The sequence below is a fragment of the Nesterenkonia aurantiaca genome (genome assembly GCF_004364585.1).
GTDB classification, from domain to species: domain Bacteria; phylum Actinomycetota; class Actinomycetes; order Actinomycetales; family Micrococcaceae; genus Nesterenkonia; species Nesterenkonia aurantiaca.
The window spans coordinates 58,159-82,223 of record NZ_SOAN01000005.1; the positions used below are offsets into that span (position 1 = coordinate 58,159).

At 66.7% G+C, this 24,065-nt stretch carries 26 protein-coding genes, 1 other RNA gene and 1 pseudogene; 13 read left to right on the top strand and 15 right to left on the bottom strand.

Annotation, left to right across the window (positions count from 1 at the left end):
• Positions 1 to 244: 244 nt before the first annotated feature.
• From EV640_RS07485 to smpB, 12 genes and pseudogenes are all read left to right on the top strand, one after another.
• Positions 245 to 1,471: pseudogene (locus tag EV640_RS07485) on the top strand (TadA family conjugal transfer-associated ATPase).
• Positions 1,468 to 2,328, top strand: coding sequence for a type II secretion system F family protein (locus EV640_RS07490; RefSeq protein WP_036475010.1), 861 nt, complete (start codon positions 1,468 to 1,470; stop codon positions 2,326 to 2,328). The pseudogene EV640_RS07485 and the gene EV640_RS07490 overlap by 4 nt, the downstream one beginning before the upstream one ends.
• Positions 2,325 to 3,269, top strand: a complete 945-nt coding sequence (locus EV640_RS07495; RefSeq protein ID WP_133726172.1) for a type II secretion system F family protein — start codon at positions 2,325 to 2,327, stop codon at positions 3,267 to 3,269. The genes EV640_RS07490 and EV640_RS07495 overlap by 4 nt, the downstream gene beginning before the upstream one ends.
• A 66-nt stretch (positions 3,270 to 3,335) precedes the next feature.
• On the top strand, positions 3,336 to 3,530 hold the full coding sequence (locus tag EV640_RS07500; protein WP_036475006.1) for a hypothetical protein: 195 nt from the start codon (positions 3,336 to 3,338) through the stop codon (positions 3,528 to 3,530).
• A gap of 28 nt (positions 3,531 to 3,558) precedes the next feature.
• Positions 3,559 to 3,939 carry a TadE/TadG family type IV pilus assembly protein gene (locus EV640_RS07505; RefSeq protein WP_036475146.1) on the top strand — a complete coding sequence of 127 codons (381 nt, stop codon included), beginning with the start codon at positions 3,559 to 3,561 and terminating at the stop codon, positions 3,937 to 3,939.
• The gene (locus EV640_RS07510) at positions 3,926 to 4,384 is read left to right on the top strand and encodes a hypothetical protein (RefSeq protein WP_133726173.1); all 459 of its coding nucleotides are present in this window, start codon (positions 3,926 to 3,928) and stop codon (positions 4,382 to 4,384) included. Before EV640_RS07505 ends, EV640_RS07510 begins: the two co-directional genes overlap by 14 nt.
• A 1-nt stretch (position 4,385) precedes the next feature.
• Positions 4,386 to 4,880, top strand: coding sequence for a pilus assembly protein TadG-related protein (locus tag EV640_RS07515; protein WP_133726174.1), 495 nt, complete (start codon positions 4,386 to 4,388; stop codon positions 4,878 to 4,880).
• Positions 4,881 to 4,975: 95 nt separating this feature from the next.
• Positions 4,976 to 5,899 carry a hypothetical protein gene (locus EV640_RS07520; RefSeq protein WP_036475003.1) on the top strand — a complete coding sequence of 308 codons (924 nt, stop codon included), beginning with the start codon at positions 4,976 to 4,978 and terminating at the stop codon, positions 5,897 to 5,899.
• Positions 5,900 to 6,008: 109 nt separating this feature from the next.
• Positions 6,009 to 7,124: a peptide chain release factor 2 gene (gene prfB, locus EV640_RS07525; protein ID WP_036475000.1), complete on the top strand. Its 1,116-nt coding sequence runs from the start codon at positions 6,009 to 6,011 to the stop codon at positions 7,122 to 7,124.
• A 3-nt stretch (positions 7,125 to 7,127) separates the two neighbouring features.
• Positions 7,128 to 9,200, top strand: a complete 2,073-nt coding sequence (ftsE, locus tag EV640_RS13725) for a cell division ATP-binding protein FtsE (protein ID WP_208292193.1) — start codon at positions 7,128 to 7,130, stop codon at positions 9,198 to 9,200.
• A complete protein-coding gene (gene ftsX / locus EV640_RS07535) occupies positions 9,197 to 10,114 on the top strand; it encodes a permease-like cell division protein FtsX (RefSeq protein ID WP_036474999.1) in 918 nt (305 codons plus the stop codon). The genes ftsE and ftsX overlap by 4 nt, the downstream gene beginning before the upstream one ends.
• A 69-nt stretch (positions 10,115 to 10,183) precedes the next feature.
• A complete protein-coding gene (smpB, locus tag EV640_RS07540; protein WP_036474997.1) occupies positions 10,184 to 10,687 on the top strand; it encodes an SsrA-binding protein SmpB in 504 nt (167 codons plus the stop codon).
• A gap of 56 nt (positions 10,688 to 10,743) precedes the next feature.
• On the opposite strand, the gene EV640_RS13855 is transcribed toward smpB, so the two are convergent.
• The 3 genes from EV640_RS13855 to EV640_RS13585 all read right to left on the bottom strand — a co-directional run bounded on the left by EV640_RS13855 (position 10,744) and on the right by EV640_RS13585 (position 13,327).
• The gene (locus tag EV640_RS13855; protein WP_051501093.1) at positions 10,744 to 11,130 is read right to left on the bottom strand and encodes a DUF6480 family protein; all 387 of its coding nucleotides are present in this window, start codon (positions 11,128 to 11,130) and stop codon (positions 10,744 to 10,746) included.
• Between the two features lie 87 nt (positions 11,131 to 11,217).
• Entirely contained in the window at positions 11,218 to 12,315 is a 1,098-nt protein-coding gene (locus EV640_RS07550; RefSeq protein ID WP_133726175.1) for an aldo/keto reductase, read from the bottom strand.
• A gap of 373 nt (positions 12,316 to 12,688) precedes the next feature.
• The gene (locus tag EV640_RS13585; RefSeq protein WP_166645884.1) at positions 12,689 to 13,327 is read right to left on the bottom strand and encodes a hypothetical protein; all 639 of its coding nucleotides are present in this window, start codon (positions 13,325 to 13,327) and stop codon (positions 12,689 to 12,691) included.
• A 133-nt stretch (positions 13,328 to 13,460) separates the two neighbouring features.
• Here EV640_RS13585 and EV640_RS07560 point away from each other — a divergent pair, with 133 nt between their 5' ends.
• Positions 13,461 to 13,877 carry a hypothetical protein gene (locus EV640_RS07560; protein ID WP_036474991.1) on the top strand — a complete coding sequence of 139 codons (417 nt, stop codon included), beginning with the start codon at positions 13,461 to 13,463 and terminating at the stop codon, positions 13,875 to 13,877.
• Positions 13,878 to 13,958: 81 nt separating this feature from the next.
• On the opposite strand, the gene EV640_RS07565 is transcribed toward EV640_RS07560, so the two are convergent.
• From EV640_RS07565 to EV640_RS07620, 12 genes are all read right to left on the bottom strand, one after another.
• On the bottom strand, positions 13,959 to 14,678 hold the full coding sequence (locus tag EV640_RS07565; protein ID WP_036474983.1) for a hypothetical protein: 720 nt from the start codon (positions 14,676 to 14,678) through the stop codon (positions 13,959 to 13,961).
• A 163-nt stretch (positions 14,679 to 14,841) separates the two neighbouring features.
• Positions 14,842 to 15,214: a transfer-messenger RNA gene (ssrA, locus tag EV640_RS07570) on the bottom strand.
• A gap of 65 nt (positions 15,215 to 15,279) precedes the next feature.
• Positions 15,280 to 15,684, bottom strand: a complete 405-nt coding sequence (locus EV640_RS07575; RefSeq protein WP_051501092.1) for a fluoride efflux transporter FluC — start codon at positions 15,682 to 15,684, stop codon at positions 15,280 to 15,282.
• Positions 15,674 to 16,213, bottom strand: coding sequence for a fluoride efflux transporter FluC (locus EV640_RS07580; RefSeq protein WP_051501091.1), 540 nt, complete (start codon positions 16,211 to 16,213; stop codon positions 15,674 to 15,676). The genes EV640_RS07575 and EV640_RS07580 overlap by 11 nt, the downstream gene beginning before the upstream one ends.
• Positions 16,214 to 16,243: 30 nt before the next feature.
• Positions 16,244 to 17,002 carry a metal-dependent transcriptional regulator gene (locus EV640_RS07585; protein ID WP_051501090.1) on the bottom strand — a complete coding sequence of 253 codons (759 nt, stop codon included), beginning with the start codon at positions 17,000 to 17,002 and terminating at the stop codon, positions 16,244 to 16,246.
• Positions 17,003 to 17,890 carry a metal ABC transporter permease gene (locus tag EV640_RS07590; RefSeq protein WP_243832260.1) on the bottom strand — a complete coding sequence of 296 codons (888 nt, stop codon included), beginning with the start codon at positions 17,888 to 17,890 and terminating at the stop codon, positions 17,003 to 17,005. It lies immediately after the preceding gene.
• A gap of 74 nt (positions 17,891 to 17,964) precedes the next feature.
• Positions 17,965 to 18,741 carry a metal ABC transporter ATP-binding protein gene (locus EV640_RS07595; RefSeq protein ID WP_036474981.1) on the bottom strand — a complete coding sequence of 259 codons (777 nt, stop codon included), beginning with the start codon at positions 18,739 to 18,741 and terminating at the stop codon, positions 17,965 to 17,967.
• Positions 18,738 to 19,685, bottom strand: a complete 948-nt coding sequence (locus EV640_RS07600; protein ID WP_133726177.1) for a metal ABC transporter solute-binding protein, Zn/Mn family — start codon at positions 19,683 to 19,685, stop codon at positions 18,738 to 18,740. The genes EV640_RS07595 and EV640_RS07600 overlap by 4 nt, the downstream gene beginning before the upstream one ends.
• A 135-nt stretch (positions 19,686 to 19,820) precedes the next feature.
• Positions 19,821 to 20,633, bottom strand: a complete 813-nt coding sequence (gene hisN, locus EV640_RS07605; protein WP_036474979.1) for a histidinol-phosphatase — start codon at positions 20,631 to 20,633, stop codon at positions 19,821 to 19,823.
• Positions 20,634 to 20,680: 47 nt separating this feature from the next.
• The gene (gene rsgA, locus EV640_RS07610) at positions 20,681 to 21,796 is read right to left on the bottom strand and encodes a ribosome small subunit-dependent GTPase A (protein ID WP_036474976.1); all 1,116 of its coding nucleotides are present in this window, start codon (positions 21,794 to 21,796) and stop codon (positions 20,681 to 20,683) included.
• The gene (locus EV640_RS07615) at positions 21,793 to 23,262 is read right to left on the bottom strand and encodes a 3-phosphoshikimate 1-carboxyvinyltransferase (RefSeq protein WP_133726178.1); all 1,470 of its coding nucleotides are present in this window, start codon (positions 23,260 to 23,262) and stop codon (positions 21,793 to 21,795) included. Before EV640_RS07615 ends, rsgA begins: the two co-directional genes overlap by 4 nt.
• An 11-nt stretch (positions 23,263 to 23,273) precedes the next feature.
• The gene (locus EV640_RS07620) at positions 23,274 to 23,930 is read right to left on the bottom strand and encodes a DoxX family protein (RefSeq protein WP_051501087.1); all 657 of its coding nucleotides are present in this window, start codon (positions 23,928 to 23,930) and stop codon (positions 23,274 to 23,276) included.
• Between the last annotated feature and the right edge of the window lie 135 nt (positions 23,931 to 24,065).

Genomic DNA, 24,065 nt, shown 5'->3' on the forward strand with positions numbered 1-24,065 from the left:
CTGGTCCTTAGGGTGCGCAGGGGTCTGAGCAGCGTCTGCAGGGTGCGCGCGAGACGCCCCCGCCCTGGGGTGTGGTGCATCGAGGCTATGCCAGGACGAATCAGCGTCCGGTGAGCGCCTGCCAGCTGTGGAAGACCTGTGATCACGACCTATTTTCCACAGGATGTGGACAATCACTGGTCACTCGCTGAGGAGCTGGCTATCGTGAGCTCACCACACTGGAATCAGGGATGAGGCCGAGCCTGTGGATGCTTTGACGATCGTTGAAGACGAGGTGCGGGAACAGATCCGGCACCGCGGGCTCGATCCTGCGGAAAATCCCACGGGCGTTCGGGAGCTGGTCGAGGCCGCCGTCGTCGAGTATGACCGTCGGTCGATGGTGACCGCGCTGCCACTCATCGGCCCGGTTCAACACGCGGTCAAACACCTCGTGGATGCCCTCGCCGGCTTCGGTGAGCTCCAGCCGCTTCTCGAGGACCCCTCGGTGGAGGAGATCTGGATCAACGGCCCAAGCTCAGTGTTCGTGGCTCGAGCGGGCCGGTCCGAACTCACCTCGTTGACTTTGAGTGAGTCGCGCATTCGCGACCTCGTGGAACGGATGCTCAAGAGTTCGGGTCGACGGCTCGATCTGTCCTCACCGTTTGTCGACGCGACCCTGCCGGACGGGTCCCGCCTGCACGTCGTGATCCCTGACATCACCCGGCGCCATTGGGCGGTCAATATCCGCAAGTTCATCGCACGAGCGCACACGCTCGAGGACCTGGTCCGCAGGGGGTCTCTGAGTGTGTAGGCTGGGGAGTTTCTGGGCGGGTGCGTAGACAGCGGATTGAACATCCTCGTGTCGGGCGCGACCCAGTCCGGCAAGACGACTCTGCTGAACTGTCTCTCGTCGGGAATCGGCCCGAGAGAGCGTGTCATCACGGTCGAGGAGATCTTCGAGCTTCAGCTGCCGCTGCGTGATGTGGTGGGCCTGCAGTGTCGACAGTCCAACCTCGAAGGCGAGGGGGCCATCCCTCTGCGCCGGCTGGTCAAAGAGGCGCTGCGCATGCGCCCGGACCGGCTCATCGTCGGCGAGGTCCGCGAGGCCGAAAGCCTCGACATGCTGATCGCTCTGAACTCTGGCTTGCCCGGAATGGCCACGGTGCATGCCAACAGCGCTCAAGACGCGGTCACCAAGATCTGCACCCTGCCGCTGCTGGCAGGCGAAAACATCTCACGCAGCTTCATACTCCCCACCGTCGCCTCCTGTCTCGACCTCGTGGTCCACTGCGTCCGGGACCGGGATGGCGGCCGCCATGTCGGGCAGATCCTTGCCGTGGGGAGCCGGGTCGAGGCGGACACCATCGAGACGACCATGCTCTTCGACGCCGTGGACGGCGAGCTCGCCGTCACAGACTCCGCGGTCTTCGACCTGCCCAAGCTCTCGCCCCAGCACCAGGCTCGATTCGCCAGGACGGTGATGCGGGCATGAGCCTGCTGCTCGGTCTGGGACTGGGATTCGGGCTGTTGCTGATCTATGCCTCGTTCTGGTCTCGACCGGCACGGGGGTCTGGCGGCCGACGCCCACGCCCGCGGAGGTTGCGCAAACTCCTCGATGAGGCCGGTCATCCCAAGATTCCTGTCACGGGGCTGCTCACCGCCGTGCTGGTCTGCGCCGTCGCCGCGTTCCTGGTGGTCCTGGTGCTCACGGCGGCGATTCCGGTGGGGCTGTGCTTCGCCCTCTTCGCTGGCATGGTGCCGGTGCTGGCGCTGCGCTGGCAGGCAGAGAAGCGTCGAGCGCTGCTGCGCAACAACTGGCCGGATGCCGTGGATCACCTGCGCTCGGCTGTCAGGTCGGGGATGTCGCTGCCGGAGGGGCTGATCCAACTCGGCATCTCCGGACCGGAGCCGCTTCGGGAGCCGTTCGTGGAGTTCGCCAAGGACTACCGAGCGGGGCAGACCTTGGACGCCGCGCTCGAGCGGCTGAAGCTGCGCCTCGCCGATCCGGTGGGTGACCGAATCGTGGCGGCCCTGCTGATCACTCGCGAAGTGGGCGGCTCCGATCTGGGGCGACTGCTCAGCACCTTGGCGGAGTTTCTCAGAGAGAACGCCAGGACGCGCGGCGAGCTGGAGGCTCGGCAGTCGTGGACGGTCAACGCCGCCAAGCTTGCTGTCGCCGCCCCCTGGATCGTGGTGCTGCTGCTTTCCCTGCAGCGGGAGGCCGCCGAGGCCTATCGCGGTGCCACCGGGATGTTCGTCCTCGGGGCCGGTCTCATCGTCTCCCTGGTCTGTTATCGGCTCATGCTGCGGATCGGCGCTCTGCCACGGGAAGTCCGGGTGCTCGCGTGAATGAGGCGATCATGGGCTGGACGCTCATCTGCGGCCTCTTCCTGGGGGTTGGCCTGGTCGCGGTCCTGCGAGCCCTGCCCGTGTACAACCGGCCCGGCTTCGAGGCCCGGGTGGCGCCATACCTGCGGTCCACCGACTCACGGTTCGCACTCTCGGACCCTGGTTCGGAGCCCATCCCGACCCTGGGTGTGATGGCGAGGATCCTCGCCCCGGTGGTTCGCCAGGCGGTGCGACAGCTTGATCGGTTCAGCCTCGACACCCAGGAGCTGAGTCACCGGCTCGGGCAGGCGAACTCGAGGCTCGCAGCCAACGACTATCGTCTTCAGCAGCTCGGCCTCGGGGTGCTCGGTGCCCTGCTGGGAAGCGTGCTGAGTCTTGTGGGCGTCTGGGCCGGACGCGTCAATGGTCTCATCGCGGTGGTCATCGTGCTCGGCCTCGCAGCACTGGGCGTGGCGCTGCGCGACAACCTGCTCACCGGTCAGATCCGGCGCCGGCAGGCGCGCATGCTGACGGAGTTTCCGACCATCGCAGAGATGATCGCGCTGGCGGTCAGCGCCGGGGAGGGTGCTCCCGGAGCGTTCTCCCGAGTGGGCCGCCTTGCCCACGGAGAGCTCGCCCTCGAGCTGACCAGAGTCCTGCATCAGACCCAGTCCGGCACCAGCTTCTCGACAGCATTGAAGCAGATGTCCACGCGGGTGGGCTCGGCGCCGATCTCCCGGTTCCTCGAGGGGATCATCGTGGCGATGGAACGCGGTACCCCTTTGGCCGAGGTCATGCACGCCCAGGCCCAGGACGTCCGAGAACTGGCTCGGCGCGAGCTCATGGAGACTGCCGGCAAGAAGGAGATCGGCATGCTGGTGCCGCTGGTCTTCGGCGTGCTGCCGCTGACGGTGCTCTTCGCTATCTACCCGGGCCTGTCGCTGCTGGAGATCGGCATCTGATCCATCGCCCACCGCTGAACCTCAGACCTGCACCACACCACTGCACCAACGGAGAAGGGGAAGAACATGTTGCACACGGAGAAGCCGATTCACCAGGCGGCCTGCGCCGCGGTCAGTCTCCACGAGGAGGATCGTGGCGACGTGCCCGGCTGGGTGATGATCACGCTGATGAGCGCGGTCCTGGTGGCCGGACTGCTCGCAATCGCGCAGCCAGCCCTGCAGGGACTGTTCAACGATGCGATCAACCAGGTCTCGCGCTAAACGCTGCGGGGTCTGCGGATCTGCGCGAATCCGACGGGCGGGGGAGGACCGGGGTGCCGCCACCGCAGAGTTCGCGATGGTCTCTGCCCTCCTCGTGCTGCTGAGCTTCGCGATCCTCCAGCTGACGCTTATGGTCCATGTGCGCAACACCCTGATCGACGCCGCGTCCACCGGAGCTCGTTTTGGTGTGCTCGAGGACCGCACCGCCAGCGACGGGGCGCAGCGCACTCGTGCCCTGATCGAGTCCTCGATCTCCGCGCGCTACGCCGAGGCGGTGGACTATGAGTATCTGGCCCAGGCGGAGGGGCAGACCCTGAGGATCACCGTCCGGGCCCAGGTCCCGGTGCTCGGTCTCCTCCCCGGGGTCGGCAGCCTCGAGGTGACGGGCAGCGCCTATGACTTCTCGTGAGCGGCTGACCCGGCGCTGGAGGCAGGGCCAGGAGGAGTCAGGTTCTGCGCTGGTGGAATTCATCATGCTCGCAGTGCTGGTGCTCATCCCGGTGGTCTACTTCATCCTGGGGGTCGCAGCGGTCCAGGCCGCCGCCTACGCCAGTCTGGGAGCTTCGGACCAGGCCGCCCGGATGTACGTCCTCGGCGGCGAGGACGTGGCAGCGGGTGAGCGCAGCGCGCGCAGCCAGGCCGCGGCCTCCGCGGCGCTCGCGGATTTCGGGCTCAGCGCGGATCAGGCGGAGATCACCATGTCCTGCCCCAACGGCGGATGCGATGATGACGGCGACGTCGTCGCGTTCACCGTTGAGGTGCGCGTCCCGGTGCCGCTGATCCCGGAGCTGGGCAGCTGGCGGTCCACCCTGGTCACGGTCACCTCCACCTCGGCCCAGGTGCAGGCGGGCTGAGATGCGCCGAAGACCCCGGGACGGTGGAGCTGCGTCGTCGAAGAGACGGGTGGTCGCCGCGCAGATGCGCCAGATGCGGACCGAAGACTCGGGACAGTCCAGCATCCTGATCCTGGGGATGCTGCTGGTGGTGCTGCTGCTCGTTGCGGTGATGGCCGGTGCCACCGCGGTGAACCTGGAGGCGCGCAAGCTGCTCTCCGCCGCCGACGGTGCCGCCTCGGCGGCTGCGCAGTCGGCGGAACAAGGCGCCTCGAGCCCATCGCCGCAGGTCAGCAGCGATCAGGTGCGCGCCCAGGCGCAGAACTACCTCACCGTCTCCGGGGCCCACGGTCGCTTCAGTGACCTCGCCGTCTCGCAGGCCTGGGTCACGGATGCGGGGGAGACCGCGCACGTGGAGCTGGTCGCCGTCGTCGACCTGCCGGTGGTCTCGGCGATCCTGCCCGCTCGAGTGCCGATCAGCGTGGAGTCCCATGCCCGGGTGAGCCTGAACCGGTGAGTCTCGACCGCTGAGCGACGTGGCCTTCCCGCACGGTCGCCGACGGGCGAGGATGAACTTCCCTGAGGAGTTCACTCCGAGCAAGGACCGTTGCCATGAGCGCCACCTTGACCGAGCGGTATGTCAGCGCCGCCACCCGGCACGTCCCAACTAAGGAGCGGGCGGATGCCCGCGAGAAGCTGGAGACCTCAATCGCCGGCTCGGTCGCGACCCGAATCTCACGAGGCGAGGACCCCGCCGCGGCAGAGCGTGCCGCGCTGATCGATCTCGGTGACCCGGCCGTGCTGGCCGCCGGCTACGCGCGCACGACCCTGCACCTGATCGGGCCGCGCTACTACCTCACCTGGCGGCGCCTGCTCAGCACGCTGCTCAGCTTCGTGCCGATCCTCGCGGCCGGCGGCGTCGCGCTGGGACAGACCATCGAGGGCGCCGCGGTCGGGGAGATCCTCGGTTCCTCGATCTCCGTGGGATTCTCCGTGGTCCTGCACCTCTGTTTCTGGGTGACCCTGGTGTTCTTCATCCTGGAACGCGCCGGAGTCGAGATCGACGCCGGCTGGAACCCCGAGGAGCTTCCCGCCGTGGGAGCAGAGGGCTCGAGATCCGAGCTGATCGGAAGCCTGGTGGTCCTCGGGCTGGCCGGCGGCGCTGTGCTGTGGGACCGGCTCCGCGGCTTCGCCCAGGTCGACGGCGAGCCAGTGCCGATCCTGAACACCGGCCTCTGGCCGTGGCTGCTGGCACTGCTCGGTCTGCACGCGGTATTTTCCCTGGCCCTGTACCGGCGGGGCCGGTGGGACACCCGACTGGCGGTCATCAACACGGTGCTCGCGCTGGTGTTCGTGAGTCTGATCCTGACGCTGCTGGCCCGCGACGCTCTGGTGAGTGCGGAGTTCCTCGAGTCCGGGGTGCTCGAGGCCGAGACGCTGCGCATCCTGGGGATCCTGCTCGGGTTCGCGGTGGTCGGACTCTGGGGGTGGTCGATTCTGGAGGGATGGCTTAAGTCTCGGCGCGACCCCGGGTGAACATCCAGCCCGCGTGCGCACCGGCCGGGAGCCAGCGATCCGCGTCGTGCCCCCTGCCCGGGTGAGTCTCGACCGGTGAAGCCCAAGACGGCGGTACTGTAGTGCTGTTATGGCTGAGACTGATTTCCCCACCGCACTTCGTGACCTGCGCAATACACTGCGCCGCATCACGGAGGTCACCGACGTTGAAAAGCTCAAGGCGCAGGTCGTCGAGCTCAGTGATATGGCCGTCGCGCCTGACCTCTGGGACGACCAGGCCAACGCGCAGAAGGTCACCTCCCAGCTCAGTCACCGGCAGACCGAGCTGGAGCGCCTGGAGCGGCTCGAGACCCGGATCGACGACGTCGAGATGATGGTCGAGATGGCCAAGGAGGAGGGCGACGACGAGGTCCTCGACGAAGCCGTCCGCGAGGTCGCCTCGATCCACAAGGCGCTGGAGTCCCTGGAGATCACCACCCTGCTCTCCGGGGAGTACGACGAGTACGACGCCGTGATGACCATCCGCTCCGGCGCCGGCGGCGTGGACGCCGCGGACTTCGCCGAGATGCTGCTGCGGATGTACACCCGCTGGGCCGAACGCCGCGGCTGGAACGTCAAGGTGCTCGACACCTCCTACGCCGAAGAGGCCGGGCTGAAGTCCGCGACCATCGAGATCAACGCTCCCTACGCCTTCGGCACGCTTTCCGTCGAGGCTGGCACGCACCGACTGGTGCGGATCAGCCCCTTCGACAACCAGGGCCGCCGGCAGACCTCCTTCGCCGCGGTCGAGATCATCCCGCTGCTTGAAGGCACCGAGAGCATCGACATCGACGAGAACGACCTGAAGATCGACGTCTTCCGCTCCTCAGGGCCGGGTGGTCAGTCGGTGAACACCACCGACTCGGCCGTGCGCATCACCCACCTGCCCACCGGCACCGTGGTCTCGATGCAGAACGAGAAGTCCCAGATCCAGAACCGCGCCGCCGCGATGCGGGTGCTGCAGTCCCGTCTGCTGGTGCTGAAGAAGGCCGAGGAATCCGCTGAGAAGAAGGCGCTCGCCGGAGACATCAAGGCCTCCTGGGGCGACCAGATCCGCTCCTACGTGTTGCACCCGTACCAGATGGTCAAGGACCTGCGCACCGAGCACGAGGTCGGAAACACCCAGGCGGTGCTCGACGGCGACATCGACGGCTTCATCGACACCGGCATCCGCTGGCGCAACGAGACCGCGGCCGAGGACGACTGATACATGATCCGATTCGAACAGGTCACCCGTCGCTACGAGGCAGGCGGGCGGCCCGCGCTCGATGACGTCACCGTGGAGTTCTACCGCGAAGACTTCGCCTTCCTGATCGGCGCCTCCGGCTCCGGCAAATCCACCCTGCTGCGGATGATCCTGCGCGAAGGCCTGCCCCAGCGCGGCAAGGTCACCGTGGCCGGACAGAACCTCGGGCTGATGCTGGACCGCCGGGTCCCGGATTTCCGGCGCAGCATCGGCATGGTCTTCCAGGACTTCCGGCTGCTGCCGGACAAGACCGTGTTCGACAATGTCGCCTTCGCGATGCGAGTCCTGGGCGCCAAGCGCAGCGTGATCCGCAAACGGGTCACCAAGGTCCTCGAGAAGGTCGACCTTGCCCATCTGGCCAAGCGGTATCCGCACGAGATCTCCGGCGGTGAGCAGCAGCGCGCCGCCATCGCCCGCGCCATCGTCAACGACCCGGCGATCCTGCTGGCCGACGAGCCCACGGGCAACCTCGATCCGCGCGCCTCCGCCGAGGTCATGAAGGTGCTGCGCTGGATCAACGCCTCCGGCACCACCGTCATCATGGCCACACACGACCGAGCGATCGTGGATCAGGCCGAGAGCCGGGTGGTGCAGCTGCACCATGGCCGCGTGGTCCGCGACGAGCCCCACGGCTCCTATGACGCCCCCGAGGGCTCCGAGGCCTGGGACGTGCTGGCCCGGGAAGAGGGCGAATCGGGACTGCGCGCCCATGATCCGGCCCCGGCCAAGACCGGGATGCTCCCCGTCACGGGCAGCAACGACGCACACCAGACGTCGGAGGACCAGACTCAGGAGCACCAGGCTCCGGAGCACCACACCTGGGAGCCCGACACCGAGGACCACGAGTTCGTGGAGTCCCGTGATGACGCGATCGATCACGTCGGTGATCACCCTCAGGACCAGGTGATGGCCCCCGGTGAAGACCCATCGGTCCTGGCCTACGACGAGGACCCGGTGCTCCGGGAGACCGCCCCGGTGGATCCCACCGAGGAGCTCGCCGCGCTGGATCTCGACGAGGAGGTTCACCACGAGGAGCCGGTCGGGGAGCATCCCTCCGAGCACGAGCACGAGCACGAGCACGACTTCGCCGACGAGGACCCCGCACCTGCCGAAGAGGCCGGTCTTCAGGTCACCTGGCCGCAGCACCTGCGCGACGACGCTCACGTCCACGACGTCCCCGAGCTCCACGGAGACTTCAACGGCACCGAGATGCCCGACCTTGAACAGGACGGCTATGCCGAGATCGAGGACGGACCAGGGGGCGTGCCCGAGTACGAACTCGCGGCTGAACCCGCGTATGAGACCGAGCATGAAATGGCGGACGAGACCCCGAGCTATCATCACATCGAGCCCGAGCCCGAGCCCGAGCCCGAGCCCGAGCCCGAGCCCGAGCCCGAGCCCGAGCCCGAGCCCGAGGACGCCGACCACGGGCCGATGGAGCCGCTGACCGAGGAACTGCCGACCGGGGAGTTCCCCGCCGCGACCGAGCCGAGCGCCACTCCGTTCACCGCACCGGATGAGTCGCAGTCGGCACCGCAGACGCCGGCGACTCCGAGGTTCGACGGCGATGCACCGGCCCCGGTGGCCCCCGGGCCCGCTCAGCCGGCCCGCCCACGGCTGTCCTGGCTTGCGCATGCCGACGAGGACGCCGGGCCGCAAGCTGCCGCACAGCAGCCCGCCCGGCCGGCCTTCACGCTCGACCCCCCGACGCCGGAGCCCTTCACGCAGCAGACGTCTCGCCCGGAGCACGTGACATTGCCCGAGGAGGCCCTCACACCAGGGCCCGAGCTCGAGGAAATTGCAGAGCCACAGCCCGAGCCAGCTCCTGAGTCAGCTCCCGAGTCAGAGATCGAGCCTGGGCCCGAGGTCGAAACTGAACCGCAGCTCCCGTCCGAGCCTGAGGAACCCCGCCCGGTGCCCCAGCCGAAGTCCTCGGCATCACAGTCCACCTACACCGATGCGCGCCGGACCGCCGAACATCTGGGTCTGGCTCGCTCACGCCGATCGATCATGCGCCGCCTGAGGAGAGACCGATGAACCGCCTCCTCTACATGCTCGGCGAGACCTTCAGCTCGCTGCGTCGCAACGTCGCCATGGTCGCCTCCGTCATCCTGGTCACCTTCATCTCGTTGACCTTCGTGGGATCCGCCGCGCTGATGCAGACCCAGGTCAACCAGATGACCGACGACTTCTACGATCGCCTGGAGCTCTCGGTGTTCCTGTGCACCGAGAACTCCCCGCAGTCCTCCTGTCCCACCGGAGCGGTGAGCGCAGATCAGCGCGATTCTCTGGAGCACACCCTCTCCGACGGCGCGGCCAGCCAGTATGTGGCCAGTTACCGCCACGAGACCCAGCAAGAGGCCCTGGATGACTTCCTGGACACCCGCGGGGAGAACTCACGCACCGCGTCGCTGACCGCTACCGACATGCCGGAGTCCTACCGGGTGCTGCTCCACGAGCCCGAGGAGTTCCCGGTGGTCACCGAGCTGTTCGGCTCCGCCCCCGGGGTGGAGACCGTGGCAGATCAGCAAGAGGTGCTCGATCAGATCTTCGGCATCCTCAACGGACTCACCATGGTCGCGCTGATCATCGCCGGGGTGATGATCGTCTGCGCGCTGCTGCTGGTGGCCACCACGATCCGGCTCTCCGCCTTCAGCCGGCGTCGTGAGACTGGAATCATGCGGCTGGTCGGCGCCTCCAAATCGATGATCCGGATGCCGTTCGTCTTCGAAGGCGTGATCGCTGCCCTGATCGGTGGTGTGCTCGCTTGCGCGGCCACCTGGGTGGTCGCGGAGTTCGTCATGGGACAGTGGATGGCCCGTCAGGTCCCAAGCATCCATTTCATCGACTCTGCCGAGGCCTGGATCATCATGCCGGGGCTCTTGGCGATCGCTGTGGTCCTGGCGATCATCGCCTCCTGGGTCACGGTGCGCCGATACCTGCGTGTATGATCGAAGGTCGGCTCTTCTGGCCACTGCAGAAGACCGCCGAGATCAGCGACCCAGCGCGGAGGTGACACGGTGGCGAAGAAGAAGGGCGCGAAGAAACAGCGCGATCCCAACAACAGCGTCGTGGCCACGAACCGCCGTGCCCGGCACGACTACCAGATCCTCGACAAGTACGAGGCCGGAATGGTGCTCACCGGCACCGAGGTGAAGTCGCTGCGCGAGGGCACCGCGAACCTGACCGACGGCTTCGGCGGCTTCTCCAGCGGTGGGGAGCTCTGGCTCGAGCAGGTCACCATTCCCGAGTACCTCAACGGCACTTGGACCAATCACTCAGCGCGCCGCAAGCGCAAGCTGCTGCTGCACCAGAAGGAACTGGTGAAGATCTCCCGCCAGATCGAGGACCCGGGCCTGACCATCGTCCCGCTCTCGCTCTACTTCAAGGACGGCAAGGCCAAGGTCGAGATCGGCGTCGCCCGCGGCAAGCGGGAGTTCGACAAGCGGCACACCCTGAAAGAGAAGCAGGACAACCGCGAGGCCCAGCGCGCCATGCGCTACCGGAACCTGCGGTCGTCCTGATCCTCATCGCCACCGAATCCTCGGTGTGCTGAGTCGCTGCCGCGCTATTCTGCTGCTCAGTCGAGCAGCCCGGCGATGTACCCCACGAAGATCAGCAGCACCACCACGACGATCGCGATGATCGCCCCGGTCATCACCAGGTTGGACTTCGGCGGCTTCGTCGGGGACGCCTGCTTGGGCGAAGCCGTGGCGGAGTTCGAATCAGGGGGCGTATCGCCAGGCTGTACGCCGCCGCCAGACTCCAGGCCGGGCGTCTCGTTCGGTTCGGGATCCAACCCTGGGTTGCGGGCAACCTCATCGCGGTGATGCTCACCGTGGGTGCTCTGGTTCCCGCCGTCGCGCTGGTGCGGCGGAGTGTCCAGCGGCTGGCCGCCGTTGACCTCGGTGTGGGCACCTTCGTTGGGCTGCTTTGCCTCGCCGGGCCGGTTCTGTTCGGTCGTCATCTGAAACCTCAATCTTTCGTAGTGTTCTGTCTCCACCATAGTCAGAAGACCATTAGGTCCTGTCCGTGTGAGCTGGACGTCAGCTGACTACTCGCCGATCCGCGCGGCGATCTCCCGCTTGGTGGTCGCCATGATCGACCGGTCGGCGGCGCTCATGCGTTCGCTGGCCATATCTGCCTGGTGCCAGAACGGGTAGGCCAGGGCTGGCCGGCCGGCGTCGTCGATGGCCTGGGCATCCTCCGTGTCCAGGGCGACCTCAAAGGTGCCGAGCAGGTCGTTCCACTGCTCGAGGCTGCGCGCACCCACGGCCAGGTTGGTCACTCCGGGGCGCTGCAGCAGCCAGGCGAGCAGGACCTGGGGGATCGTGGCGTTCTTGCGCTGAGCCACCCCTTCAAGGACGTCGACCACGTGGTAGAGCTTCTCCCAGTCCGCGACGCGCATCTCGGAGCCATCGCCGTCGACCATCCGGGCCCCCGACTCGGGGCGCTGATCCCGGCGATACTTGCCGCTGAGCAGGCCCATCCCCATCGGGCTCCACACCTGGGTGCCGATGCCCTGATCGATCCCAGCGGGGATCATCTCGTATTCGGCCTCTCGGGAGTACGGCGAGTAGTGGATCTGCTGGACCACCGGCTTGATGAAGCCGTTGACCTCACAGACCTTCAAGGCCTTCATCAGCTGCCAGGCGGTGTAGTTCGAGACCCCGTAGTACCGGATCTTGCCAGCGCGGACCAGTCCGTCCATGGTCTGCAGCGTCTCTTCCAGCGGAGTCTCCCCGTCCCAGTGGTGGAGATAGAACAGGTCGACGTGATCACGGCCCAGTCGTTGCAGCGACTTCTCCAGCTCGTTGAGCAGGTGCCAGCGCGAGGCGCCGCCGTCGTTGGGGCCGTCTCCGATCACCATCCGGGCCTTGGTGGTGATCAGGAAATCGTCGTAGCGGCCGCTGCGCGCCAGGGTTTCACCCAGCACCTCCTCAGAGACGCCGCCCGAGTAGAGGTTCGCGGTGTCCAGCAGGTTGATCCCCGCCTCGAGGGAGCGATCCAGCAGTACAGCGGCCTCGTCGGGGCCGAGGTTTCCCATATGGCTCATGCCGTTGTCCCCACCGAAGGGCAGGGTGCCCAGCGCGAGCGGGGAGACTCGGAGGCCGCAGGTGGGGGAGAGGGGGCGGTAGAAGGGGGTGCTCATCGGGCTCCTTCGCAGAAAGACGGACCTGCCGGATACTACTCCGACTTCCCGAGGGCAGGCCGAGCAAGGCACTCTCGCGGAGTCCCTGGAGCTGGGGCGATCCTGACGCGATGGCCGATCCTGATCTGGCGCGGCGCGTCGGCCACCCTGGCCGGCACTGCTGGGCAGGCGTGCGGTTCAAGCCACGAGCACGTGGTGAGCATCGCCCGAGCCGGATCCGCGCAAGGGCACAAAAATGCCCGAGCAGGCTGAGCCTGCTCGGGCAATCTGTGGAGACGGCGGGAATGTGGCCCTAACCGTGTCTGACATGCGGTAATACGTGAATGCAAGTGATTCTTGCTAGCTCATGCACTCTACGTGCATTAAGCCTCACTCACTCACTGACGAACAGCACGGACTCGCGCATCAGCTCGAAATCTAGGTCGGTGAACTCGACGTTGATGTCTGCCGGGTCGTTCACTCCGAACCCTTCTTGCCAAGTTGTGGACTGGCCATCAGTGACGGTGGTCGTGCTGGTGCCTCCGAGTCCTGAGTCAGAGTCGAAAACACTGTCGCCCTCCGCCCCTCCGGAGCTAGCTGTGACGTACGCCATGCTTGGGTCATAGTCTTCGCCCGAGTTGTTCTCGATGGTCACATCGAACATGACGTGCTGCTCGAACTCTTCGCCGCCGAAGGCGTACTCGCCGGGGGTGAATGCTTCGGGTTCGCTGATGGTCACAGCCAGGCCGTCACTGTAGGTGTAGGTGTCGCCGAATGTCGGGCGTTCAGAAGAAGTCTCGACCTCTTCTTCTACCTCTTCAGCCTCTTCTTCTGCTTCCTCATCTTCTTCTGCAAGCTGTTCGTTCTCTTCTTCGACTTCTTCAGCTTCCTGAGTTTCCTCAGTTTCCTCGACTTCTTCGGTCGAGTCGTCGTCGTTTGAAGTGACCTCACCGGATGTAGTGTCCTCACACGCGGTGAGTCCGAACAGTGCAACGAGGGCAATACCAATGGGTGCAAGGGCTTTGTTTGTCATGTTACTAAGCTACCCGAACCTGACCATTTGCCCTATAGAAGCCGGGTATAACCTTTGTGTTACAGCTATCTTCCGCGTAGACGGCAGGTCGGATTTCCTTGTGCGTATCCCCTAAGCGGGATATACAGATGCAATGACACAGGACAACGACGATCAGCCCGACTGGTTCGACGATTCAAAAAGTTACGAGGAGCTGCGTATCGCAAAAAAGCAGTCCAGGAAGAGGGAGCTTGATCTAGAAAACGCCCTAGTCGAACTTCAAGACCTGTCGCCGTCCAGCCTGGAATCGATCTATGACGTGTTGGACCAGCACGAAGCCCTGCATGTTCACTGGCTGAGGTGCGTCGAGAACGTCGAGTACTGGAAGAACGACGAAGTGGAGCTTCGCGAGAGGCATCATCCGGACATGACCACCGAAGAAAAGTCCCAGTGGAACAAGGTGTATGTCCAGTTCGAGGAAGCTCTACAGCGAGTCGATAAGTACCAAACACTCTTGGTCCAGAAAAGTGATGCACTCAAGGCGCGCAGGGATCAGCTCCACCGCCGTTAGCCTCTAACCCCTTAGCTCCACACCTAGCGACTTCACGCGCTTATAGAAGGGGTCTGCCGCACGAATAGGTGACAGTTATGGTCACGCCGCGAGAGCGACGCCGGTGTTCATGATTGCTTCGTAGAGTGCCCTGACCTGTTCCTGTGTCGCTACGTCGGAGTCCTCACGCCTGGCCCTCACGGGCTTGTTAGCGGGTAGGTATATGTGGGGGAGTGTCGATATGTAACCCTCTCGCTCCGCGTCGCTTAGAAGCGCTTTGAGCGTCCTGCCGACGGGGAGGGCAACGCCATTGCCCCGGCCTTTCGGGTTCACCTTGGAGGGCTGCTTTCCAAGGTCATCTATGAGCTTGCCGACGTTCTTGTCGCTGAGTTCGCTCATGCGTAAGTGGCCGAGCACTGGCAACACATCGTGTTCGAGTCGGCTCCGGTAGGTGCTGATCGTTGAAGCCTTCACTTCGCGTGCACCTCTACCGGACACGGTCTTGCCGTCTGCCTTCGCGGTGAGCCACAACTGAGTGAACGCACTCAGCGTCATATCCCGTTCTAGCGCCTCGCCCTCTAACTGTGCCTGCGCTGTCGCGGCTTCTTGGGCCTCGGTCTCCCGGCGTGACTTCTCTTCTGGGCTGACCCAAGTCTCACGGTCTATGTCTGCCTTGACTCGTCCAAGGTATGAGGTAGCGGCACCCTTGGTTTCGAATGTGGTGTGTCCCTTGTGGCGCTCACCATCGGGGCCGACGTACGTTGCCTGAAATTTCCCGCTAGGCAGTTTGCGGACGGTTCCGAAGTCTCGACGCCTCGCCATGTGTGCCTCTCGTGCGCTCTACGTGCACTAAGAAGAGTCCACGGCGGTCACCTCGTGTCTACATCTGTGTACAGCCTGAATCTGTAGCTAGTAGACCACATCCCAGTGATGGCGCGGGAAAAGGGCACAAAAAAGGCCCAGACACTAGGTGCCTGGGCCTTGACTGTGGAGACGGCGGGAATCGAACCCGCGTCCGATCTGGATTCACATGGGCTTCTCCGGGTGCAGTCTGCTGATAGATTTTCTCGGCCCCAGCCGTCACGCAGACAGGCGGCTGACGGGCCCAGTCGTGTGAATTGTCGACCCAACTCCCCACGACGAGGAGTTGGAACCAGTGGCTATCTAGCTGATGCCAGGATCTGGGTCGATAGCAGACCCAGGCTGACAGACTCGCGTCGCTGCTTAGGCAGCGAGGGCGAAGTCAGTGCGCTTAGTTTCGGCACTTATTGTTTTGCAGAGAAGTATTTACGAGGTCACTCTGCATCCTCGACCCGCTTCACCATGATCAACTCAGATCGTCGAAACCGATCGTCCCCATATTGTGTTGTCAACGAGGCCGCTTGGGCCCCTGCCCCTCGCCAGATGCTCGCGAGGTGACTTTTCAGTATAGACCCGACATTCGAGACAGCGCAATGCCCAGCGCGGCCGCCGCGAAGCCGAAGCCCACGTGGGCGCCCCAGATGCCCACAGCTCGCAGGTGCCGGCCCGCCATCCAGGCCTGGGCCACCCGCACCGAGACGGTGGCGAAGGTGCTGAGCGCGCCGAGGAGTCCGAAGATCAGCACCGTGGAGACCTGGCCGGAGAACAGGCCCCCGGGCTCGTCCACGCCGTTCTCGCTGAGCCAGGTGAGCTCGCCGAGCAGGTACCCCAGCACGCAGCAGCCCAGTGTGTTCGCCAGCAGCAGGCCCACGCGCAGATACCGGTCGAGCAGGAAGCGCCCCAGGGCGCCTACCGATCCACCCAGGGCGACGCCGAGTGCAATGGCGAGGCTGAACTCAGGAATCATGGCGACCCTCGCTGCGCACACCGAGGTCGGCAGATTCGGCGCCGAGCTGCCCGAACAGCGCCCGGCTGATGGTCAGTCCCGCTGCCGCAGCCGCCGTACAGCCCAGGATGCTGATGAGGAGGTAGGTGAGCATCTCCATCGCGCCCGGGCTGACGTAGGTCACCGCCGCCAGTCCGTCGTAGGCGGATCCGGGGATCGAGGGCATCACGGCGAGGATCACCGCGGAGAAGGTCGTATAGGAGGCCAGCATCCCGGTGCCGAAGGTGGGCACCACCCAGTCCGGGGTGCGCGGCCGCGACATCGCGGCACCGATGAGCAGCCCCAGCATTCCGGAGCCGCTGAGGTTGATCGCCAGGGTGGTCCAGGGGAACTTCATGCCCTGCTCGGGGATCAGCTCTCCGATCAGCAGTCGAATCAGTGCTCCGCAGGCGCCGGCCACGCCTACCAGCAGGATCAGCACCGGCAGCGGGGTCGCCGGGCGTCCCGGACGTGACCCTTGACCGGCGGCACTCGATTCGGAGGAAGACACCAGTACAGGATACGTGCGCGCCGGGCGGCCTCAGTGGACCACGCTCACGCGCATGGCGTGGGCCACCTCATGGGGCAGCCGGATGCTCGCCGACGCCGGGCTGTGGCCGGCCTCCGCAGCGGAGGCCTCCGAGCTGGTCTTCTCCACCGTGCCGCCCGTGGTCAGCACGACGGCGCCGTCCGCCGTCGCCGCCACCGTGACCTGGGCGCCGATGGGCACCCCGTGGGCGTCCAGGGTCGAGAGCGCGTCCGGGACGGCGTCGTCGACCTGCTCCAGGCGCACCTGGACCGAGGCCGGCACCCGGCAGAGCAGCTGGGTCTCCGGATAGTCCAGCTGAAGATCCGGTCCGGGGATCGGATCCCCATGCGGGTCCACGCGCGGGTGGCCCAGGCGCACATCGAGGCGGTTCACGAAGGTCTCCGAGACGGCGTGCTCGAGCCGTTCGGCCTCCTCATGGACCTCCTCCCAGCCATAGCCCAGCTCGCGCACCAACCAGGTCTCGATCAGGCGGTGTCGGCGCACCATGGCCAGGGCCAGCTGACGTCCGGCGTCGGTCAGCGCGAGCGGTGCATAGGGCCTGTGCTCCACCAGACCCAGTTCGGACATTTTGCGCATCATGAGCGAGACCGAGGGGTTCGAGACGCCCAGGGTCTTGGCCAGCGCGGAGGCGGTCACTGAGGCGCCGTCCCATTCGGCGAGGCCGTAGATGGTCTTGGCATAGTCCTCCACGGAGGTGGTGGCGGTATCGATCGCGGTGGAACGGCCCTGTGCTGAGGTGCGGGGAGTCATCTAGGCGGGATCCTTCACATCGAGGAACGTATCGATCGGGCGGGTCGGGCTCACCCGGTCCGAAGCCGGCCGCTGCCGCCGCTGTCGCAGCCGCGGGATCATCCCCTTCACGGGGGCGAAGAGGTAGGCCAGCGCGAACTGGCCCGACTGCGCCAGCACGATCGAGCCGCCGGTGGAGATGTCCAGCCAGTAGCTGGCGTAGACCCCGATCAGCGCGGAGACCGCCGCGCTGGTCGCGGCGACGGCGAGCATCTGCCCGAACCGGCGGCACAGCAGCAGCGCGGTGGCACCTGGCACCACCAGCATAGCGACCACCAGCAGGATCCCCAGGGTCTGCAGCGAGGTCACTGTGGTCAGCGCGAGCAGCGCCAGCAGCAGGATCGACAGCGCCCCGGACGAGATCCCGATAGTATGTGCGTGGACCTTGTCGAAGGCCAGCAGCACGAAGCTGCGCCGCAGCGCCAGCAGCACCGCCACGGTGGCCAGGCCCAGACCGGCGGTCTGCAGCAGGTCCTGCTGGGAGATGCCCAGCACGTTGCCGAAGAGGATATGGGTCAGGTGCGTCTCGCTGGGGGTCCTGGAGATCAGCACCAGGCCCAATGCGAAGAGCGAGGTGAACACCACCCCGATGGAGGTGTCATGCTTCAACGTCGATCCTCCGCTGATTCCGCCGATCAGCAGCACCGCGAGCATCCCGAAGACGAACGCGCCCAGCGCCATCGGCAGCCCGAAGATATGCGCCAGCACGATCCCGGGCAGGATCGAGTGCGCCACCGCCTCGCCCATCAGCGACCAGCCCATCAGCACCAGCCAGCAGGAGAGCAGCGCGCAGACCACCGAGGAGATGATCGCCGCCGCCAGGGCGTGCTGCATGAAGGGAAACTCCATCGGTTGAACCAGCAGCTCCCACATCAGTGTGTCTCCGTCATCGCTCGGCCCCGCAGATCAGTTGGTCTGGCATCTCAGCCGGTCTCACGCAGCACGGCGCCGAAGCTGCGTCCGATCTGCTCCTCGGTGAGCACCTCCGCCGGAAGCCCGGCGGCGAGCACCCGCTGGTGCAGCAGCACGACCTCATCGGCGAGGTCCTCCACGCCGGCCAGGTGATGGGTGGAGATCAGCACGGTGGTGCCGGTGGAGTCACGCAGCGTCTTGAGCACCGTGCTGATGAGCTCCTCGGAGCCGCGGTCCACTCCGGCGAACGGCTCATCGAGCAGCATCAGGGGTGCCTGCTGAGCGATCGCGCGCGCCAGGAAGGCGCGCTTGCGCTGTCCCCCGGAGAGCTCACCGATCCCGCGTCGGCGCAGCTCGCTCAGGCCCACCTCCTCCAGGGCCTGGTCACAGGCCTGCTGATCGGCGGGGCGGGCGCGTCGGGTGAAGCCCATATGCCCGTAGCGGCCCATCATGACCACCTGCTCCACGCTGACCGGGAAGCTGGTGTCGACCTGATCGTGCTGCGGCACGTAGCTGACCTGGTTGCGCCGTCGGGCCGTGCTCGGTTCGTGGCCGAAGAGCCGCACCGTCCCCGCCGTGGGCCGGTGCAGTCCCAGCAGCGCCTTGAACAGGGTCGACTTCCCGGACCCGTTGGCGCCCAGCAGAGCGCAGATGCTGCCGGAGCCGACGGTGATGCTCACCTCGTCCAACGCGCGGACGCCGGGATAGCCGGCGCTGAGCCGGTCGACGACGACGGCGGCAGGTTCGGTGTGTGCCCGGGCCGGGTCAGGGCGTGCGTCCGTGCTCATCGCTGGGCTCCTTCGAGGATCAGGTCCAGATCGTGTTCCAGCAGTTCCAGGTAGCTCGGGGCCGGACCGTCGGGCTCGGTGATCGAGTCCACGTGCAGCGGCTCGCTCAGGGTGGCGCCGGTGGTCTCGGCGACCTGCTGCTGGGCGGAGTCGTTGACGGTGGACTCGCAGAAGATGGTGGGCACCTGGTGCTCCTGGACGTAGCGGATCTGCGCCTCGACCTGCTGCGGGCTTCCCTCATCCTCGGCGTTGAGCGGCCACAGATAGTGTTCACCCAGATTCAGGTCCTCCGCCAGATAGCTGAACGCACCTTCGCAGGTCACCAGGTGGACCTCACCCTCGTCCTGCAGCCCGGCCAGCCGCTCCTCCGCCCGGTCCCAGACTGCCTGGATCTCCTCGCGGTAGGTCTTCGCGTTCTCGGCGAGTTCGGCGGCGTCAGCCGGAGCGAGCTCGATCAGTGCCGCCTCGATGTTCTCCACATAGACCATGGCCTGGGCCGGAGACATCCAGGCGTGCGGGTTGACCGGCAGCTCGGCAGTCTCGGCGGCGGAGGCTCCGGGCAGCCGGGTGACCGGCAGCGTCTCGACGGACTCCGTCAGGATCAGCACCTCCGCCGAGGAGTGGCTCAGGAACTGTTCGTACCAGGCTTCGAGTCCCAGCCCGTTGAAGAAGATCAGATCCGCCGCGGCGGCATCGCGCAGGTCCCCGGGGGTGGGGGAGTATTCGTGGACCTCCGCGCCGGGCGGGGTGATGGAGCGGGTGTCCACGAGGTCTCCACCCACGGCCTCGGTCATGTCCGCCAGCACCGAGAAGCTGGTCAGCACCACGGGACGCTCGCTCTCAGCGGAGGAGTCCTGCGTCTCGGAGCCCGCCGCAGAACAGCTGCTCAAGCCGAGGACGCACAGCGCTCCGGTGGTTGCGGTGAGGACTCGGGTGTTGCGCATGCCCACAGTATGATTTAGGCACACCTAAAACTGCAAGTGGGTCGGGCAGGGGCCGGGCGCTGAGCCCAGATCCGGTGCCCGGGCGCTGAGCCCAGCCGCAGAGTCCGCGCCCTGAGCCCGGCCGCGGGGTTGAGCTCAGAAGGGTGCGGGGCGGTCTGCGGCGAGCGCGCCCAGCGCGGCGTCGTGGAGCAGGCCGTTGGTGGCCAGGCCGTTGCTGCCGGTGCATCCGGGCTCGCCGTCCAGGGAGGTGAACATGCCGCCGGCTTCGCGGATGATCGGCACCAGCGCCGCCATGTCGTGCAGGCTCAGCTCCGGCTCGGCGGCCATGTCCACCTGACCCTCGGCGACCATGCAGTAGGACCAGAAGTCTCCGAAGGCGCGGGTGCGCCAGACGGTCTCGGTGAGCTCCAAGAAGTTCTGGCTGCGACCGATCTTCCGCCACCCGGCAAGCGAGGAGTAGGAGAAGAATGCGTCCTCGAGCTTGGGCACCTTCGAGACCTGCAGCCGTTTGGCGGAGGCCAGGGACTTGCCGGTATAGGCGCCGCCGTTCTTGGCCGCCCACCAGCGCCGGCCCAGTGCCGGGGCGCTGACCAGCCCGACCACCGGTTCGCCCTCGTCGACCAGGGCGATCAGTGTGGCCCAGGCGGGCACGCCGCGGATGAAGTTCTTGGTCCCGTCGATCGGGTCGATGACCCACTGGCGCGGACCGGACCCGGTCGAGCCGAACTCCTCGCCGAGGATGGCGTCTCGGCCCCGCGCCCGGCTGAGCTGGCCGCGGATCAGCTCCTCGGCCGCACGGTCGGCCTCGGTGACCGGGGTGAGATCGGGTTTGGTCTCCACCTCGAAGTCCATGGAGGAGAAGTAGGACATCGTCTTGGCGTCCACGGAATCGGCGATCATATGCGCCAGGCGCAGATCATCGGTGTAGGCGCTGGTGCTGTGGCTCATAGCGCCACGCTAGCAATCAGCGAGCGGCGGGACCCGCATTCAGGCGGTTACGCGCCGAGCCGCTTCTCCTCCGGTCCGTCCTCGGTCCCGGCCATGGATCGGATCAGTCCGCGCAGCGAGGCCAGCCGGGCGGCACCGTGATCGCCGCCATGACCATCGGCCACCCAGGCGTCCAGGGCGCAGCCGCCCTCGGGGGAGACGTGGGCGCAGCCGGGCTCACAGGCCGCGGAGCCCTCGACCAGGTCGGAGAAGGCGCCGAGCACATCGTCGGGCGCCACGTGGGCCAGGCCGAAGGTGCGCACTCCGGGGGTGTCGATGATCCAGGAGTTTCGCGCCGCGGCGAGATCGAGGGACTCGGCGGGCTCCAGGTTCAGCGCGACGGCGGAGGAGGAGGTGTGCCGGCCGCGACCCGTGACCGCGTTGACCCCGCTGGTGGCCCGATCCGCACCGGTCAGCGCGTTGACCATGGTGGACTTGCCCACCCCGGAGTGCCCGATCATCGCGGTGACCCGCTGGGTCAGTGAGCCGCGCAGCGCGACCACGGCTGCGGGATCCAGGGCCGGGTCTCCCGAGGCGGTGCCGCTGGCCTGCCGGGAGACCACGATCTGCAGCTCCAGCTCGGCGTAGTGGCTGATCAGACCGGCCGGATCCTCAGGGTCTTCGACCAGGTCGGCCTTGGTGACCAGCAGGATCGGGGTGATCCCGGCGTCGTAGGCGGCGACCAGGGCTCGGTCGATGAACCCGGTGCGCGGGGCGGGATCGGCCGCGGCCACCACGATCAACAGTTGATCGGCGTTGGCGACGATCACCCGTTCGGCGTCGTCGGTGTCCTCGGCGCTGCGGCGCAGCAGCGTGGTGCGCTCCTGGATCCTGATCAGCCGGGCCAGGGAGCCGGCATCGCCGGTGGTGTCACCGACCAGGCCCACGATGTCACCGGGGACCACCGGGGTCCGGCGCATGGCGCGAGCGCGCACTGCGGAGATGATCCGCTCCCCGCCATCGGAGTCCTCCAGGCGCACCGTGTAGCGGCCACGGTCCACGGTGACCACCCGGCCCAGCTCGGCGTCGGAGTAGTCCGGGGACTCCTTGGTCCGGGGACGGGTGCCCTTCTTGTTCGGGCGCACCCGGACGCGGGACTCATCCCAGTCGGCCCAGCGGCTCATGGGCGCGCCTCCGGTACCGGGGCCAGCAGCCCCGCCCAGAGCTGCGGGAAATCAGGCATGGTCTTCGCGGTGCAGGAGATGTCTTCGACCTCGACGCCCTCGAGCACCAGTCCCAGGACCGCGCCGAAGGTCGCCATCCGATGATCGGCATAGCTGCGCACCAGGCCCCCGTGGGTGACCGGAGCGGTGACCTTGAACCCGTCCTCGGTCTCCTCCGCGGAGCCGCCGAGCCGACGGATCTCGGCGACCAGGGCGGCGATCCGATCCGTCTCATGGCCGCGCAGGTGACCCACCGAGGTGAACCGGGTGGGTTCGTGACACAGCGCAGCGAGCGCCGCCACGGTGGGGGTCAGCTCGGCGGTGCCGTCCACGGTGCCCGGGGTGCGCAGCTGCGCGCCGCGGACCCGCAGCGTCACGGTGGTCGCCGTCTCAGGCTCGGTGATGACCTCGGCGCCGAAGGCGGGCAGCAGCTCGGTCCAGCGGCGTCCGATCTGGGTGGAGGTGATCGGCCAGCCTCGCATGGAGACCTCTCCGCCGGTGACGGCGGCGGCACAGAGGAACGGACCGGCATTGGAGAGGTCCGGCTCCACGCGCACGCTGAAGGCAGGGATCTCGCCGGGCTCCACCCGCCAGGTGTGCTTCGCGGGCGAGCTGACCTGCACGCCGACCTCGGTGAGGACCTGAAGCGTCATCTCGACATGCTCCAGCGAGGGGACCGATTCACCGACGTGGCGCAGCGTGAGCCCGTGCGGCATCCGTGCCGCGGCCAACAGCAGTCCGGAGACGAACTGCGAGGAGGCCGAGGCGTCGATGGTGATCTGGTCGCCGGTGATGCCCTGCGGGGCCTGCACAGTGAACGGGAGGTGACCCTCCTGGCCCGGTGCCGGCGCGCCCGGACCGGTGATCTCGACGCCGAGATCGCGCAGACCGTGCTGGACCGCGCCCATCGGGCGCACGCGGGCCTCGGGATCTCCGTCGAAGTGGACGCGCGCCCCGCTCAGTGCCGCAACTGCCGGCATGAACCGCATCACGGTCCCGGCCAGTCCGCAGTCGATGCGCAGCTCCCCGGTGCCCTCCCCGGTGCCCTCCTCAGTGCCCTCCACACCGTCTCCCACAGCGAAGCCGGGGGAGTCCGCGCGGCGAGAGTGGGGCGAGTCCAGGCGGCCGGAGCCTGCCGGAAGCGGGGAGATCCGCACGGCGGGGACCCCGGAGTTCTCCCAGTCCGGGAAGTGCTCCACCGTGCAGCCCAGCGCGGCCAGCGCGTCGAGCATGAGTCGGGAATCCCGGGAGTGCAGCGGATTGATCACCAGACTCGGGCCGTCGGCCAGGGCGGCCAGGAGCAGATAGCGATTGGTCAGGGACTTGGACCCGGGAACGGTGACCTCTGCGCGCAGAGGTGCCCCCGCCCGTGGCGCAGGCCACGGCTGCGGGGGCACCGATGCAGCGGGTGTAGATGTAGTGCTCACGTCGCTAGGTTCTAAGCTCCGACCTTCTTCTTGGCAGACTTGGCACCCTTGTTGGCGCCCTTGGCGGCGTTGTTGATCGCCTTCAGAGCGTCCTTCTCGGCTCGCTGGAAGTTCTTCTTGGCGTTCTTCTCGAAGTCGCGCACCTTCTTGGTGGCGTCGCTGCCGAGGTCGTCGGCCCACTTGAAGGTCTTGTCGCCGAACTTGGCGCCCTTCTTGCGGGTGGTCTTGGCCAGGTGCTCGGCGCGCCAGCCCAGCGAGGGCTTGCCGTCGAGGTCGACCATGGCCAGGGTCAGGCCGCCCAGGACGGAGGCGTTCTTCAGCAGCGTCTTGCGCTGGGCGGTGACATCAGAGTGATTCTCGATCTCAGCGTTGCGGTACTCGGCGTAGCTGTTGAACTTGTGCACGCCGGTCAGCATCAGGGCCGAGGCGCGCGGAAACCGGCCCAGTGCCAGTGCGGTGCCGGCGACGACCTCGACACCGCCCAGAACCTGGGTGGTGAGCTTGGGGTTGGAGACCAGCGGCTCGGCCTGGGGGAAGAATGAGCCGATCTCCTCGAGGGTGGACCCGATTCGCGCCGAGGCATCATCGGTGTTGCGCAGGCGGTCAACACCGCTGGCGATGAAGCTCGCGCCCAGCAGTGGGCGGGCGAATTTACGAAGCAGAGACATAGTGTCCTCCTGTAGGAGTGTGGCGCTGAAGCATCGTTCAAGGTCCAATCTACCCAATCAGGGCTGTCTCGGGAATCAGCAGGCCTGATGAGCGGTGTGCGCAGCGGAGACAGGAGGAAGCCGACGCCGGGCAGG

What these genes read in the sequence shown, in the direction of transcription:
- EV640_RS07490 (WP_036475010.1), top strand. Translation starts at nt 1,468, where the DNA reads ATGAGCCTGCTGCTCGGTCTGGGACTGGGATTCGGGCTGTTGCTGATC.
- EV640_RS07500 (WP_036475006.1), top strand. Translation starts at nt 3,336, where the DNA reads ATGTTGCACACGGAGAAGCCGATTCACCAGGCGGCCTGCGCCGCGGTC.
- EV640_RS07510 (WP_133726173.1), top strand. Translation starts at nt 3,926, where the DNA reads ATGACTTCTCGTGAGCGGCTGACCCGGCGCTGGAGGCAGGGCCAGGAG.
- EV640_RS07515 (WP_133726174.1), top strand. Translation starts at nt 4,386, where the DNA reads ATGCGCCGAAGACCCCGGGACGGTGGAGCTGCGTCGTCGAAGAGACGG.
- EV640_RS07520 (WP_036475003.1), top strand. Translation starts at nt 4,976, where the DNA reads ATGAGCGCCACCTTGACCGAGCGGTATGTCAGCGCCGCCACCCGGCAC.
- prfB (WP_036475000.1), top strand. Translation starts at nt 6,009, where the DNA reads ATGGCTGAGACTGATTTCCCCACCGCACTTCGTGACCTGCGCAATACA.
- ftsE (WP_208292193.1), top strand. Translation starts at nt 7,128, where the DNA reads ATGATCCGATTCGAACAGGTCACCCGTCGCTACGAGGCAGGCGGGCGG.
- ftsX (WP_036474999.1), top strand. Translation starts at nt 9,197, where the DNA reads ATGAACCGCCTCCTCTACATGCTCGGCGAGACCTTCAGCTCGCTGCGT.
- EV640_RS13855 (WP_051501093.1), bottom strand. Translation starts at nt 11,130, where the DNA reads ATGACGACCGAACAGAACCGGCCCGGCGAGGCAAAGCAGCCCAACGAA.
- EV640_RS07550 (WP_133726175.1), bottom strand. Translation starts at nt 12,315, where the DNA reads ATGAGCACCCCCTTCTACCGCCCCCTCTCCCCCACCTGCGGCCTCCGA.
- EV640_RS13585 (WP_166645884.1), bottom strand. Translation starts at nt 13,327, where the DNA reads ATGACAAACAAAGCCCTTGCACCCATTGGTATTGCCCTCGTTGCACTG.
- EV640_RS07560 (WP_036474991.1), top strand. Translation starts at nt 13,461, where the DNA reads ATGACACAGGACAACGACGATCAGCCCGACTGGTTCGACGATTCAAAA.
- EV640_RS07565 (WP_036474983.1), bottom strand. Translation starts at nt 14,678, where the DNA reads ATGGCGAGGCGTCGAGACTTCGGAACCGTCCGCAAACTGCCTAGCGGG.
- EV640_RS07575 (WP_051501092.1), bottom strand. Translation starts at nt 15,684, where the DNA reads ATGATTCCTGAGTTCAGCCTCGCCATTGCACTCGGCGTCGCCCTGGGT.
- EV640_RS07585 (WP_051501090.1), bottom strand. Translation starts at nt 17,002, where the DNA reads ATGACTCCCCGCACCTCAGCACAGGGCCGTTCCACCGCGATCGATACC.
- EV640_RS07590 (WP_243832260.1), bottom strand. Translation starts at nt 17,890, where the DNA reads ATGGAGTTTCCCTTCATGCAGCACGCCCTGGCGGCGGCGATCATCTCC.
- EV640_RS07595 (WP_036474981.1), bottom strand. Translation starts at nt 18,741, where the DNA reads ATGAGCACGGACGCACGCCCTGACCCGGCCCGGGCACACACCGAACCT.
- EV640_RS07600 (WP_133726177.1), bottom strand. Translation starts at nt 19,685, where the DNA reads ATGCGCAACACCCGAGTCCTCACCGCAACCACCGGAGCGCTGTGCGTC.
- hisN (WP_036474979.1), bottom strand. Translation starts at nt 20,633, where the DNA reads ATGAGCCACAGCACCAGCGCCTACACCGATGATCTGCGCCTGGCGCAT.
- rsgA (WP_036474976.1), bottom strand. Translation starts at nt 21,796, where the DNA reads ATGAGCCGCTGGGCCGACTGGGATGAGTCCCGCGTCCGGGTGCGCCCG.
- EV640_RS07620 (WP_051501087.1), bottom strand. Translation starts at nt 23,930, where the DNA reads ATGTCTCTGCTTCGTAAATTCGCCCGCCCACTGCTGGGCGCGAGCTTC.